Genomic DNA, 13,128 nt, shown 5'->3' on the forward strand with positions numbered 1-13,128 from the left:
AGGAAAAACCATGAACCAAGGAAGAATCTGGTGCGTTGTTAATCCTACGATCGGCCTGCCGCTGTTCCTGGGCTCCGTAGCCCTTATTGCACTGATCGTGCATCACGAAGTGCTGAGCAACGTTCCGTACTTCGCCGGCTACTGGGCTGGCGGCAGCTAAGGCTGACGTAGTTACCGCGGGCAACCGCGGTCTTTCGGGGGGCGGCCCCGGCCGCCCCCCGCCTCACGCCGGTTGAGCCTGACCGTGGGCCACCAGCGCCGAGGGGGAGGGAAACACGGTACACTCGAATTCATCACCGGCCATCCGCCGGTGGAAACGACTGCGTGTCGGGGGAGTCGCGCTGTCGCGAGGCACTTGGTCCCCATCACTGTTTCTGGAGGTCCACCATGAAACCTGTGGCACGAATTTTCGAAAGCGGAGATCAGGCCCGCGACGCCGCGAAGAAGCTGGAAGCGGCCGGCTACGACGCAGACAAGATCTTCGTCATGGCAACGGCGGCGGCGCCCGCCGCCGCACCGGCGCAGGAAGATGAAGGCGACACCGACCCGCCGGCACCCGCCGCGGCAGCCAGTACGGCAGTCAGCGCCGAGGAACTGGTCGACAAGGTGAGCGCAGCCGGCGAGCTGGAAATCACCCGCGCCATCCTCTGCAGCCGGGCCCTGGCCGATGGCAAGTCCGTGGTCGTCGTGGGCGCGCCCTACGGTTACCTCGTCCGGGCGAACGGGATCATGGATGACTGCGGTGCCGCCCCGGCAGAAATGCTGGATACGGCCAAACCGAACAATCCGTCGCCGTTCTCCGATTTCATCGGCATGCCCTGCCTGGAAAACCGCCTGAGCTTCCTCTCCGGGGACAACCCGCTGAAGGATTCCAACTGGACGCTGTTCCCGGTGCAGCTGAAAGACAAGCTGACCTTCAACGTCAAGCTCAACGACAACCCGGAGTGGCTGTCGTCGAAGATCGGCATGAAGACGCTGTCCAAGGACAAGCCCTGGAAGACCAGCTTCGGTTTCAAACTGCTGACCAACCAGCAGGACTGAACCCGCCCACCCGGCGGGCAACGAAACCCGGTCGAGGTTGCTCGGCCGGGTTTTCTTTTGCCCATCGCAGCACGCGGGGTGGCTGATTTTTCCGGGGCTTGCGGCAGGTCAACGTAAGGCTATCTGGACATAGTAAAGTGACAAGCTGGCTTGACGCTTCCCCGCCGCGGTTGCTAGCCTCTGCGGACGATAAAAGCGCAGGTGCCTCCCGGCGCCGGCCATCAGCAGCGAGGATCGCGGAACCCGAATGAACCGTTTCGGCCGCAAGATGATGCGCGCGTGGGCAGAAGCGGGCACGCGCTACATGCCCTTTGCCGACGTCGCCACGCCGGACCTGCCCCTGTCCAAGCTGCTGCGCCTGTCGCTGTTCCAGGTCTCCGTCGGCATGGCCCTCGTCCTGCTGGTCGGCACCCTGAACCGGGTGATGATCGTCGAGCTCGACGTACCCGCCTCCCTGGTCGGCATCATGCTGGCGCTGCCCCTGGCCTTCGCGCCCTTCCGCGCGCTCATCGGCCACCGCTCCGACACGCACAAGTGCGAGCTGGGCTGGCGCCGCGTCCCCTTCATGTGGAACGGCACCCTGGCCCAGTTCGGCGGCTTCACCATCATGCCCTTCGCCATCCTGGTGCTGGCGGGACAGGACCAGGCGGCGACGGCGCCGGTCTGGGTCGGCTACATTTCCGCCGCCCTGGCCTTCCTGCTTGTCGGGGCCGGCGTCCACGTGACCCAGACCGCGGGCCTGGCCCTCGCCACGGACCTGACGCCGCAGGAATCGCACGCCAAGGTCGTCGGGCTCATGTACCTCATGCAGCTGCTCGGCATGATCGCCACCGCCCTGCTCTTCGGCGCGGCGCTGGCCAACTTCTCGCCGGGCCGCCTGATCCAGGTGATCCAGGGGGCCGCCGTGGCCACCGTGGCGCTGAACATCATCTCCCTGTGGAAACAGGAGACGCGGCGCCCGCCGCGGGGCGCAGCTATCCAGCAGGACGACCCCACCTTTGCCGAGTCCTGGGCCAAGTTCTGCGAGGGCAGCAGTGCCATCCTGCGCCTGACCATCGTCGGCCTCGGCACCATCGCTTTCAACATGGCCGACGTGCTCCTCGAGCCCTTCGGCGGCGAGGTCCTCGGGCTGTCCGTTAGCTATACGACCAAGCTCACGGCCCTGTTCGCCGTCGGTGGCCTGACCGGTTTCGCATCGGCCGTCTGGATCACCCAGCGCGGCATGGAGGCCTATGCCGTTGCCCGGGCCGGGGCGCTCATCGGGCTGCCCGCTTTTGCCCTGGTGCTGGCCTCGGTCCCCACGGCAATCCTGCCGTTCTTCCTGGTCGGCAACTTTCTCATCGGTTACGGCGGCGCTCTCTTCGCGCACGGCACGCTCACCGCCACCATGAACCGGGCACCGGTTTCCCAGGCCGGCCTGGCCCTCGGTGCCTGGGGCGCCGTGCAGGCTACCGCCGCCGGCCTCGCCCTGGCCTTCGCCGGCACCATCCGCGACATCTCCACGGCGGCGCTCTCGGGCGCCAGCCTGCCCTGGGGCTTCAGCGGCGCCGCCGCCGGCTACGCGATCGTCTACGCCATCGAGCTGGCCCTGCTCGCCCTGACCATCGTCGCCACGATCCCGCTGCTGCGCCACGCGCGCAGCGCGGTGCTCGAAGGACGATCGGCGGCACCGGATGCCGCTCTCGCCGCCCGCGGCGGCGCCGGCTGAGGAACTCGCCATGGCCCAGCTACCGGTTCTCGAATACCCGGACCCGCGCCTGAACACCCCCTGCGCGCCGGTGACGGACTTCGGCGCGGACGTGGCGCAGCTCGCAGCCAACCTCCTCGACACCCTCTACGGCAGCACCGGCATCGCCCTCTCGGCACCGCAGATCGGCGACCTGCGCCAGGTGCTGGTGATGGACCTGTCGGAGGATCACTCGGCGCCGGAGGTCTACCTGAACCCGGAGATCCTGGCCCGGAAGAAGCCGGGCCTGGTGGAGGAAAGCTGCCTCTCCGTGCCCGGCATCGTCGGCAACGTGGTGCGCCACACGCAGCTGCGCATGCGCGCCCGCGACATCCACGGTGAACCCATCGAGAAAGAACTCACGGACATGCACGCCGTTGCCCTGCAGCACGAGATGGACCACCTGGACGGCAGGCTCTTCATCGAGCGCCTGTCCTGGCTCCGCCGCTTGCGCCTGAAGCTTGCCGGGGCGGCCTGACCCCACCGCTACCAGGCCAAAAAAAGGCCCCGCCGCCAGCCGGCGACGAGACCAAGCCCCTTGAAAACGTAACGGCCGGGCGGCTCGCCTCAGCTCGCGACGCCCTGGTTATCGAGGAGCGCACGGTAAGCCGCGAGGGCCCGGCCGATGAGGTACATCCCCAGGAGCGAGACCACCACACCGACCAGGGCCAGCGATTTGCCCACGGCAGTCGGGTCGACAAACAGGTAATCGGTCGCCACGGCCACCAGGCTCGGGCCCAGGGCCATGCCGACCACATTTGTCGTCACCACGTAGGTACCGACCAACACGCCTCGCATCTGGTTGGGCGTCGCGTTCTGCAGCGCCGCGGCGACCAGCGCCAGTGGGAGCGGTACCAGGTAACTGACTACCGCGATGAAGCACAGCGCCAGTGTCGCCGATGGCGCAAAGGCTAGCGCTGCCAGACCGGGACCGATAAGCGCCAGTGCGAGCACGCAGACGCGCAGCGGGTAATCGCTGTGGCCCCGACGCTCCAGGTAACGGCCGACAAAGGGCCCGGAGAGCACGCCCAGCGAGCCGGCAAACAAGGCGATGGTGCCGTACTGGGTGCCGGCCTCGCCCAGGCTCATGCCGTGGACGCGCAGGAGATAGGTGGGAATCCAGGCCTGCAGCCCATAGAGAACAAGTACGATACAGGGCACCCCGATGAGCAGCGCCACGTAGACGCGATGATGCGCACTCACCCAGGCGATAATGTCGCGAAAGCTCGCCGCCTCAGGCTCTGTTCCGGCAGCAAGGCCCTTGCGCGAAGGTTCGGGGACGAACAACAGCATAACGGTCAGGAGAATACCCGGAGCCGCTACCGCGAAAAACGTGGCTTGCCAGGGTGCGAGACTCCCCAGGAGCGGCAGCTCGAGCTGCCCATTGCCTGACAGGCCCTCCATGACCAGGCCGCCGGCGATCATGGCGATACCGACGCCGAGGTACGGCCCCATCAGGAATACGCTGAACGGCAGGCTGCGCCGGTGCGGTGGGAAATAATCCGCTAGCAGTGACCAGGCCGCGGGCGTCAGCGTGGCCTCGCCCACGCCAACACCGGCTCGGGCGATGAACAGCCCAGTGAAGCTACGCGCCAGGCCGCAGGCCGCCGTGGCGAGGCTCCAGAAAGCCACGCCGAAAGCAATGATAGATATGCGTCGCCGCGTGTCCACGAGCCTGCCGATGGGAATGGACAGCAGCACGTAGGTCGCGACGAACCCGAAGCCCTGCAAGAGGCTCACCTGCGTGTCGTTGAGGTCTAGATCCTGCTGGATGGGGCCGACCAGCAGATTCAGGATCTGCCGGTCGACAAAGGAGAAGACGAACACCACCGTCAGCAGGAGCGTCACTCCCCAGGCTCGGCGAGGGCTGGGGTAATCGGCTCCGGTTTTCACGGCGGCGTCTGGACTCATCATCTTCCTCGTTGCTGGGTTTCTCTGGGGGTGCGGGGAAGCAGGAAAGGCGGGCTCAGTCGTCGGTAGACGGCAGGCCGGCCTTGCCGCCTTCGCGCTGCATCGGCTTGCGCTCGGCGAACCGCGGCGGCTCGCTGCGCGCGCCTGCGGTGAAGCCGGCGTCCGTGGTCAGGGTGTGGCCGCTGGTGTAGCCAGACTCGTCGCTCGCCAGCCACAGCGCGGCGTTGGCGACATCATCGGCGGTACCGGCACGGTTCTTCAGCGGCGACCCTCGCGCCAGCAGGTCGCGAGTGGCATCAATGGCTTCAGGGTCCTCGAAATACACGTCGGATACCATCGGTGTGACCATGGCGTAGGGGGCGATCGCGTTGACCCTGATCCCAAAGGCACCCAGTTCCGCCGCCATCGATTTTGTCAGCCCGATCACGGCATGCTTGGCCGCCGTGTAGGCGGTCGGACCCAGCCCACCGCTGATCCCCGCCACGCTCGACATGCTGATGATCGATCCGAAGCCCTGCGGCTTCATGACGGCAGCGGCGTACTTCATGCCGTAGAAGACCCCGTTCAGGAGAACGTCCAGCGTTGCCTTCCATTCCTCGGGCAACAGCTCGTCCACGGGGCCCTTGCAGCCGACGATGCCCGCGTTGTTGAACATGACATCGAGCCGGCCGTGACTGTCGACCGCCCGGGCGACCAGCGCCTCGACCTGGGCGGGGTCGGTTACATCGCAGCGCTGGAACTGCGCGGCGGGTCCAAGAGTCTCGACCAGCGCCAGGCCACGCGCTTCCTGCACATCGCCGATGACGACCCGGCAGCCCTCCGCGGCGAAGCGCCTGGTCGTCGCCTCGCCGATGCCGCTGGCCCCGCCAGTGATGACCGCCACACGGCCCCGAAGGCGTTCACACCCCGCGCGCTGCTCCCCGCTCATGCTGCCGCCTCGAGACGGACCGGTACGGCCCGCGGCGATCTCAGGATGAAGCCCTGCGCACCGGGCATTTCGCCGTCCTGCTCGATCCGCGCATAGCGCGACAGCAGGTGCTCGAGTGCCACCTCCATCTCGACGCGAGCGAGCTGCGCACCCGTACAGTGGTGTTCACCGCCGCCGAAGGAAAGAATGCTGCTGGCCCCGGTGAACTCCCGCTCCGGCGCTTCCCGGAAGCGCTCCAGCTGGAAACGGTCCGCCGCTTCAAACACCGTCTCGTCCCGGTTCGCCGATGCGAGCACGATCAGCACCCGCTGGTTCTCCCCGAGGTCGACACCACGGACAGAGAGGTCGCGCGTCACACGGCGCGTCAATGCCTGGACCGGCGGGAACAGGCGTAACGCTTCGGCGCAGGCAGCCGGCGCCAGCGCCCTGTCGGCGCGCAATTGCTCCCAGAGCGCAGGCGCTGTCGCAAGATAGGCGAGCAGGCTGGATAGAACGCGATCCGTGGTCTCCACACCGGCGGTCAGGAGAAAGGCGATGAAGGCCTGCGCCTCGTCCTGGGTCAATCGCACGCCCTCGTACTCGATACTGGCAACATCCGACAGGAGGTCGCTGCCCGGCGAGCGCCGGCGCTCCTCGATGATCGGGCCGATGTAGGCGAACACCTCGTCCCGCGCCTTGAGTGCGCGCTCCCGCAGCGCAATATCGCCGGTGATACTGCCGACACCGCCGGCGGCGAGCGCGTCGTACCAGTCGACCCAGTGCACGCCCTGGGGGACATCCAGCAGGTCCGTGATCACCGCCAGCGGCAGCGGTGACGTGTAGGCCGCCTTGAGATCGACAGCATCGCCGGGCACACCCAGCCCGTCGAGCAGCTGCTCCGAGCGTCGTTCCACGTTCGCTCGCAGCTCCGTGGCGAGCAGCCGCGGGTTGCGCATGCGGCGGGCGACGATGGCGGTCTTTCGGCTGTGCTCGCGTCCTGTCATCTGAAGGATGGTGCGGCCGAAGATCGGGGTTCCCGGACCTTCCGTCAGTGGTGCGAAGTCTTCAGAGTCCCGCAGCACCCGGCGCACGTCCTCGTAACGGGTCAGCATCCACACCTGCATCCCCTCGTGCCAGTACACCGGCGCTTCTGCCCGCAAGCGCCGATAGACTTCGGCCGGGTCAGCCTGCACATCGCCGGCGACAAGGCGATCGACGAGCGAATTCAACGACTCCTGCATGACAGGTTGTCTCCCGTGGAGAGCGCCCGGCATCGCTGCCGGGCGGGGCAAAGACATCAGAAACGATAGGTGACGCGTGCGCCGTAAATGCGCGGCGGTGCGATGAAATCGACGAAGAACAAGCCCGTCGCTGCCGCGCCCTGGCCGTACTGCTCATTGGTCAGGTTCTCGCCGTAGACCGTCAACTGCAGCCGATCCCCGGGCAGGTGCAGCGTCGCGCTTGCCTGCGCCACGAAGATCTCGTCATAGATGATGTAGTTGCGGATGTTCGACGGGAACTCGTCCTTCCAGTAGAAGCTCGCTCTCAGGTCGAGCATACCCGCGCCGCCGAGATCGAGACCGCCATACTCTACCGCACCGCTCGCCGAGTACTTGGCAACGTTGAAGAAGTCCAGTCCCTTGGCGCGCTCCGGGTCCGAAATCCCGTCCGGCGGAAAGTCCACGTCGAGACCGTTGAACTCGTCGTAATCGGCATCCACGTAAGCGAAGCCGCCGAAGAAGGTCAGGTGCTCGGTTGCCGACCAGGCCACATCCAGCTCCGCTCCCGAGATGGTGGCGGCGGCGGCGTTCTCCACCGTCTGCAGGTTGTCGGCGTTCAGGATCGTGCGCTGCAGGTCGTCGAACTCGTTGTAGTAGATCGCAGCGTTCAGGCGCCCGGCGCCGTCGAGGAACGTGAGCTTGGAACCCACCTCGAAGGCGTCGACCGTCTCCTCGTCGAAGGGACCGGCAGGCGTCTGCGGATTCGGGTTCCGCCCGTTGAAACCGCCGCTGCGGAAGCCGCGGGTCCAGGAGACCCAGGTCAGCCAGTCATCACTGAGGCGGAAATTGAGGCCGACCTTGGCGCCCACGTTGTCCCAGGTCTCATCGAGGTCCTGGTCGAAGATGCAGTTCGTGAACTCGAAATCGCAGTTGCCGAAGCTCGCGACCTGTATCTCCTTAGTTTCCTCGGTGTAGCGCAGGCCCGCGAGCAGCTGCAGCCGGTCCGTGAGATCCAGGGTGCCCTGCGCGAAGAGCGCCCACTGTTCGTGATCCTGCTGAGAGCGCAGTGCAGGCGTGACCGCACCGTCGAAGATGACGCGACGCTCCTTGTAATCGAGCTCCTGCGAGAAGAAGTAGGCACCGGTGGTCAGGTTGAGGCTGGAACCGATGGGCCCGGACCAGCGCAGTTCCTGGGAGAACTGCTCCTGGTCAATAAACGGGTTGAAGTTGAAGATCGACAGGGCCGAACCGTCACTGTCGACTTCGTTCACCTGCTCCATTTCCCGGGTCCCGGTCACCGACGTGAATACACCACCGGCGACTTCCCAGTTGACCTCCGCGATAATGTGGGACCACTCGAGGTCGTTGGTGTTCGGGTTGTTCAGGGCGAGGTCGAACTTGTGCTCGGGCGGCACGAAGCCCGACTGGGAGACGGTGGTCCGCTCATCGAAGATATTGCGGGCAGCCGGCCCGTCGCCTTCGTCCTTGCCGAACTCTGCCACGACGTCAACGGTCACGCTATCGGCAGGGCGCCAGCGGACCGACGGACGTACCATGTAGAACTCGCTCTCTCCGACATCCGGGCCCGCGACGTTGTCGAAGATGTCGTCGTTTTCCTTGTACTGGAAAGCGAGGCGACCGGCGAGCGCGCCATCCTCGGACGCTGTCTCCAGCGCTCCGGCGAGCTCGAGGTGGCCAAAGGTGGCGATCCCCGCATCGAGACGTCCACCGGTCTCGCCACTGGCGCGCCGGGTGCGCATGACGACCGCGCCGCCCGTCGTATTGCGACCGAAAAGGGTGCCCTGCGGCCCCGCCAGCACCTCCGCCGATTCCACGTCGTAGACATTGAGAACGCCGCCCGCCGCGATGCCGAGAGGTACGCCGTCGATCACCAGCGAAACCGTGGGGTCCTCCGTCGTCACCGTACCGATCGTCCCCATGCCGCGGATATTGAAATTGGCGTAGCCGCGGATCGGTGACGTCGGCGGCAGGTCTGCCGCGGGGACCAGCTGACCGAGGTCGGCGAGGTCCGTAACAAGCGCGCGGTCGAGCATGTCGCCGGTGAAGCCGTAGATGGCGACCGGAACGTTCTGCGCGTTCTCGACGATGCCGCGTTTCTGGGCGGTTACCACCACCTCCTCGAGACGGGGGCCCGACTGCTGCGCCTGGGCGCTGGCAGCAGCGATACCGAGGCCTGCAATGACAAGGGCCGATGCCACGGCAATCGGTCGCTTCGGCCCGACGTTCCCGGGCGGGTTGAGACAGCTGGTGCCAAGGGTCTTGCGGTTCTGCGTTGTCATGGATGTCTCCTTGCTATGGTTATCCTATGGAGTCGAGCTTTCCAGGGGATGGGACCCGGCGCCGTAAAGGCCGCATAGCTCACAACCCACCTTGCTGCTTTGCTTCATGCAGGGTCCCTGGCGCCACCGGCCAGTCGCCCGCTGAGGGCTCAGTGCCCGGCCAGCGCTTGCGAAGTTCCTGTGCGAGCCCCTCCGGCAGTTCGGCCAGGGGCATGGCATAGAGTTGACGAACCTTGCGCTCGCGGAAACGCCACCGCCCCTCCTCGCGCCGGTAGTCATCGATGTAGCGCAACGCGACAGCGTAGGTGGCACCGTCGATTGCCAGCTCCGCATGGGCCATCACGGTGCCCTTGGCCGCGCCCGGACCATCGAAGTCAAGGGTCTGCATATGAGGAATATGGTACGTGGGGCCGAACTCGGCGAGGCGCTCGCGATAGTAGGCGACCACACGCTCCCTGCCCTGCTCCACCCCCTTGACATTGTCGAAGATACAGTCGCGGGTGAACAGTGCCGCAAGCGTCGCGAAATCCCGGTCGTCAACGGCAAGCGCATAGCGGGCCACCAGCTCGCCGAGTTCGGCCCGGTCCTCGAGACGGCGGAGACGCGTTTCCAGGTTGGCGTCCATCGCAGCGCGCCCCCTCAGGCTCCCGGGTGCTCGGGCATGACGATGTAGCGCTGCAGGAGTCCGTCGCGCAGCTCCACCCAGCCGACGAAACCCTTGCTGCTGCCGTCCGGCCCAACGACCCGGGCGCGGAAAGCACCACGATCGCCATCGGTCACGACCTCATCGACCTGATGCGTGATGCGGATGACCTGCATCTGCTTCACACGCTCCGCCAGGAAATCGCAAAGAGCGGACTGCCCATGCAGGCTGTCCGTGTGGCGGGCATCGTGTCCGTCGTGGGCCCAGACCTGCGTGTGCTGCCAGTGCACGTCCGGCGTGAAGGCCTTGACGGCATCTTCTGCCCTGGCCCCATCGACATTGTCGAAGTAGGTATGCTGCAGGAGCGCTTTCAGGGCGGTGGCGTCCATGGTTGCTGCCATAGTCTCTATTCCCCTTTTCTCACCGGTGGTAGAACGGTGCAGGTGGCAGCCGGTCGGGCAGAACGGCCACCGTTTCGTCGACTTCCTGGAAGAAGAAGCCTGCGAACAGCTCGCGCTCCAGTTCCCGCAGTGCCGCTGACTGCGCTTCGCGCCAGGCGCGGAAGGCCTCCGGCCCGGTGAACCAGTATTCCGCGATACCGTCGAAGCAGGCATGGAAGGCCCCCCGCCGCGCTGCGGCATCGGCCGAGAATGCACCGGACTCCTCGGTGAAGAACCCCGTCATCACGTCGAGCGCCGTCGGCACGTTGAGTACGTGGCCGAGGAGTCCGGGGACACCACGGCTGAGCGAGCCGTAACCGCCATACCAGCGAGCGCGGAACTCCTCGGGATCGAGGGCGGGATTCCTCCGGGCGAAGTGGACCACTTTGAAGACCTTGTGCTCGGGCCGACGCACGGGGACTATGACCTGTTCGGCGACGTGGAACTGGATCGGCGGGCCGCTGTACAGGTAGGGCGCATCGCCACCTACCGCAGCTACCGCCTCATCGTACTCGAGGCCCTCGGGCCCGGGTCGATCGCGCGCCGGGCTCTTGGCGCTCAGGTAGTCCGCCAGGGAATCGAACATCAGCTGGCCGTAACCGTCCCAGCGGTCGTCAAAGTCGGCCGGCCGACCCTCGGTGAGGTAGGCCGCGTCCTCAGCAAAGACGCTCTCCGGGGTACGGTTGGCGCGCACGTTGAGGAGATAGCCGCGAATCCCGTTCAGCCGCCGGCCATAGGAATTGTGATAGCCGGCATGGGCCGCGCGGTACTCGTCGTGGCTCAGGCGCTCGTGGCGACGAACGAAACCGAAGACCTTCAGCATGCCGGTTCTCCCTGGTCCATCAGCGATAGTAGAAGTCGGGCGCCGGCTGCCGGTTCGGCATGACGATGACGTTCTCGTCCACCGCGACGTACCAGAGTGCAGAGAAGAGCTCCCGCTCCAGCTCATTCAATGCGGGGAGCATCGGAAGCGCCGAACGCGCCGCGACGAATGCATCGGCATGATCGAACCAGAGCTCCAGCGCACCGTCCCAGAGCCCGAAGAAAGCCTCGCGGAAGGCGCGTCCCTCGGCCGTGAAGCACCAGTGGTCATCCGGGTAGTAGCCCCGCACGGCGGCATCGATGTCCGGGTCGCGGAGATTGAGAACCAGGCCGTTCAGGCCGCCGAGAGTGCTGCAGAGCGGCGCATATTCCGCCAGCAGCCGCGCCCGCAGCGTGTCGCGCGCCGGGCCCTCAGCGCTCCGGAAAAACTGCACCAGCTTGAAGGGTCGCGTCTCCGCCCGGAGTACCGGCTGGATGACGTGCTCCTCGACGCGGGTGTGGTAGGAATGGAACTGCGTCGTCGTCGGCGCGACGCGGTCGAACAGGAACGGGCCATCGGACAGCGTCCAGTCCGGGTCTTCGACCAGCCCTTCCGCCGTCGCGCGCGTAGGCTCCCGCGTACCGGCCTGCGTCCACTGCTCCCGGTCGTCGAAATGCACGGCCGGGAAACCGTCCCACAAGTCCAGGAATCCCGGCGGCTCGCTCTCGATGGTCACCGCACCGGTGGCCGCCAGTTCGTGGCCGAGATCGGCGCGCTCATCATGGATATTGACTGTATAGCCGCGGATGCCCTTGAGACGGCGCGTGTTGCCACAGTGAAAGCCGACATGGCCGGCCCGGTATTCATCGTGGCTGAGCAGCGCCGAATTGCGCCTGAGGAAGGCCCAGACCTTGAATTGGCTTGTCGTCGAGTCGCTCATTTCCCCGCCGATCTTATGGTTTTGCTTGCGGTCGGTTTCAAAGTGGCCTAGATTCTTGCTCGTGTCAAGCAAGTTCAAAAATAACGAACCGCACGGGGCACGATGAGCATCCGAGTCTCTACCGCCATTGAACTGGCCGGCGATCTTTTCCACGCCCTGGGCGCGCCGCCGGCCACCGCCGCGCGCATCGCAAGGTCCCTCGTGCTCGCGGATCAGAGGGGTACACCCACTCACGGGCTGGCCTTGCTGCCGCTCTACGCGGAGTTGATCGACGAAGGGCTCATTGACCCGGCGTCCACGCCGGAGGCGTCGTCCCTCGGCGGAGCAATCACGCGCGTGGACGGGCGCCGCGCCTTCGGCCAGCTCACCGCGGCACTGGCCGTCGAGCGCTGCCTGCAGGCACTGCCAGAGCATGGCATTGCAGCCTCCGGCATCGTCGACGGTACACACCTTGGACGCCTCGGCGAGTGGGCAGAGCTGGCCTGCGAGCGCGACGCGATCTTCCTGGCCTTCACCAACACGGGCGGCGGAGCACGCAATGTCGCGGGCCCGCGCAGTGCGAGCCGCGTGCTGTCGACCAACCCGATCGCCGTCGGCGTACCTGCCTGCGGCGCCGTGAACCATCACATCATCATCGACTTCGCGGCGTCCCAGACCTCCGGCTCCCGCATCCGGGAAGTCGCCAACGCCGGCGGCCGCCTGGACCCGGACTGGCTCGTCCAGGACGATGGCGAGGCAACGGACGACCCGGCCGATTTCCTGGAGGGCCTGGCGGCACTCCGACCGCTTGGCGGGCGCAGCGCAGGCCACAAGGGCTTCGGCCTGATGGTCGCCGGTGAACTGCTCGCCGCCCTGGCCGGAAATCTCATGGCGGGTGAGCGCAGGGAGAGCGGCTTCACTAATGGCGCCCTGTTCTGCCTGCTGGACGTCAACCGCTTCGGAGAGCGCGAGAGCTGGGCAGAGCGCGTGGTCGCTTTCCGGGACTACCTCGCCGCGCACGACTGCCGCCTGCCCGGTGCCGGCAGAGCGGCGGGCACCGGCGAAACACTCGAGCTGCCCGACCACGTCGCCGCCGGCATCGCCGCGCTCGCGGACCGGCTCGGCGTCGACCGGCGTGGCCTCAAACCCGGTGCACCCGGTGCCGGCGTTACCCGCACCTGGTGATCGCAGGCACCGACATCAACAGAACGGAGAGCAC

13 protein-coding genes are annotated in these 13,128 nt (G+C 66.4%); 5 read left to right on the top strand and 8 right to left on the bottom strand.

Translation table 11 applies throughout. From position 1 onward, the window contains the following. The first annotated feature begins 10 nt into the window (after window positions 1-10). The 4 genes from RKE50_RS15265 (at window position 11) to def (ending at window position 3,245) form a co-directional block, all read left to right on the top strand. Window positions 11-160 (top strand): light-harvesting protein, encoded by a 150-nt coding sequence (locus tag RKE50_RS15265; protein ID WP_350037752.1) that lies wholly within the window; start codon window positions 11-13, stop codon window positions 158-160. Window positions 161-387: 227 nt separating this feature from the next. Beyond that, window positions 388-1,041, top strand: coding sequence for a hypothetical protein (locus tag RKE50_RS15270; protein WP_350037754.1), 654 nt, complete (start codon window positions 388-390; stop codon window positions 1,039-1,041). 247 nt (window positions 1,042-1,288) lie between these two features. Next, complete coding sequence (locus tag RKE50_RS15275) at window positions 1,289-2,749, top strand: BCD family MFS transporter (RefSeq protein WP_350037755.1); 1,461 nt, start codon at window positions 1,289-1,291, stop codon at window positions 2,747-2,749. A 10-nt stretch (window positions 2,750-2,759) separates the two neighbouring features. Next, window positions 2,760-3,245, top strand: coding sequence for a peptide deformylase (gene def, locus RKE50_RS15280; protein WP_350037757.1), 486 nt, complete (start codon window positions 2,760-2,762; stop codon window positions 3,243-3,245). Between the two features lie 89 nt (window positions 3,246-3,334). Here the strand turns inward: def and RKE50_RS15285 are convergent, their stop codons facing one another. The 8 genes from RKE50_RS15285 to RKE50_RS15320 form a co-directional block, all read right to left on the bottom strand. Next, window positions 3,335-4,615, bottom strand: coding sequence for a spinster family MFS transporter (locus RKE50_RS15285; RefSeq protein ID WP_350037759.1), 1,281 nt, complete (start codon window positions 4,613-4,615; stop codon window positions 3,335-3,337). A gap of 118 nt (window positions 4,616-4,733) precedes the next feature. Next, entirely contained in the window at window positions 4,734-5,606 is an 873-nt protein-coding gene (locus tag RKE50_RS15290; RefSeq protein ID WP_350037761.1) for a glucose 1-dehydrogenase, read from the bottom strand. Further along, entirely contained in the window at window positions 5,603-6,826 is a 1,224-nt protein-coding gene (locus RKE50_RS15295; RefSeq protein WP_350037762.1) for a cytochrome P450, read from the bottom strand. The genes RKE50_RS15290 and RKE50_RS15295 overlap by 4 nt, the downstream gene beginning before the upstream one ends. Before the next feature lie 56 nt (window positions 6,827-6,882). Next, on the bottom strand, window positions 6,883-9,105 hold the full coding sequence (locus RKE50_RS15300) for a TonB-dependent receptor (RefSeq protein ID WP_350037764.1): 2,223 nt from the start codon (window positions 9,103-9,105) through the stop codon (window positions 6,883-6,885). Window positions 9,106-9,184: 79 nt separating this feature from the next. Then, window positions 9,185-9,730 carry a nuclear transport factor 2 family protein gene (locus tag RKE50_RS15305; RefSeq protein ID WP_350037766.1) on the bottom strand — a complete coding sequence of 182 codons (546 nt, stop codon included), beginning with the start codon at window positions 9,728-9,730 and terminating at the stop codon, window positions 9,185-9,187. A gap of 14 nt (window positions 9,731-9,744) precedes the next feature. Continuing rightward, a complete protein-coding gene (locus RKE50_RS15310; protein ID WP_350037768.1) occupies window positions 9,745-10,149 on the bottom strand; it encodes a nuclear transport factor 2 family protein in 405 nt (134 codons plus the stop codon). Between the two features lie 19 nt (window positions 10,150-10,168). Then, window positions 10,169-11,011 carry an EthD domain-containing protein gene (locus RKE50_RS15315; protein WP_350037770.1) on the bottom strand — a complete coding sequence of 281 codons (843 nt, stop codon included), beginning with the start codon at window positions 11,009-11,011 and terminating at the stop codon, window positions 10,169-10,171. A gap of 19 nt (window positions 11,012-11,030) precedes the next feature. Then, the gene (locus RKE50_RS15320; protein WP_350037772.1) at window positions 11,031-11,930 is read right to left on the bottom strand and encodes a hypothetical protein; all 900 of its coding nucleotides are present in this window, start codon (window positions 11,928-11,930) and stop codon (window positions 11,031-11,033) included. A gap of 102 nt (window positions 11,931-12,032) precedes the next feature. Here RKE50_RS15320 and RKE50_RS15325 point away from each other — a divergent pair, with 102 nt between their 5' ends. After that, complete coding sequence (locus tag RKE50_RS15325) at window positions 12,033-13,094, top strand: Ldh family oxidoreductase (RefSeq protein WP_350037774.1); 1,062 nt, start codon at window positions 12,033-12,035, stop codon at window positions 13,092-13,094. Window positions 13,095-13,128 lie beyond the last annotated feature (34 nt).

Origin of the sequence: Pseudohaliea sp. (genome assembly GCF_040217025.1) — a bacterium.
In the GTDB taxonomy this organism is placed as follows: Bacteria; Pseudomonadota; Gammaproteobacteria; order Pseudomonadales; family Halieaceae; genus Pseudohaliea.

Excerpts from the sequence above, each read along its gene's own strand:
- RKE50_RS15265 (WP_350037752.1), top strand. The coding sequence starts at position 11 with ATGAACCAAGGAAGAATCTGGTGCGTTGTTAATCCTACGATCGGCCTG.
- RKE50_RS15270 (WP_350037754.1), top strand. The coding sequence starts at position 388 with ATGAAACCTGTGGCACGAATTTTCGAAAGCGGAGATCAGGCCCGCGAC.
- RKE50_RS15275 (WP_350037755.1), top strand. The coding sequence starts at position 1,289 with ATGAACCGTTTCGGCCGCAAGATGATGCGCGCGTGGGCAGAAGCGGGC.
- def (WP_350037757.1), top strand. The coding sequence starts at position 2,760 with ATGGCCCAGCTACCGGTTCTCGAATACCCGGACCCGCGCCTGAACACC.
- RKE50_RS15290 (WP_350037761.1), bottom strand. The coding sequence starts at position 5,606 with ATGAGCGGGGAGCAGCGCGCGGGGTGTGAACGCCTTCGGGGCCGTGTG.
- RKE50_RS15295 (WP_350037762.1), bottom strand. The coding sequence starts at position 6,826 with ATGCAGGAGTCGTTGAATTCGCTCGTCGATCGCCTTGTCGCCGGCGAT.
- RKE50_RS15300 (WP_350037764.1), bottom strand. The coding sequence starts at position 9,105 with ATGACAACGCAGAACCGCAAGACCCTTGGCACCAGCTGTCTCAACCCG.
- RKE50_RS15305 (WP_350037766.1), bottom strand. The coding sequence starts at position 9,730 with ATGGACGCCAACCTGGAAACGCGTCTCCGCCGTCTCGAGGACCGGGCC.
- RKE50_RS15310 (WP_350037768.1), bottom strand. The coding sequence starts at position 10,149 with ATGGCAGCAACCATGGACGCCACCGCCCTGAAAGCGCTCCTGCAGCAT.
- RKE50_RS15315 (WP_350037770.1), bottom strand. The coding sequence starts at position 11,011 with ATGCTGAAGGTCTTCGGTTTCGTTCGTCGCCACGAGCGCCTGAGCCAC.
- RKE50_RS15320 (WP_350037772.1), bottom strand. The coding sequence starts at position 11,930 with ATGAGCGACTCGACGACAAGCCAATTCAAGGTCTGGGCCTTCCTCAGG.
- RKE50_RS15325 (WP_350037774.1), top strand. The coding sequence starts at position 12,033 with ATGAGCATCCGAGTCTCTACCGCCATTGAACTGGCCGGCGATCTTTTC.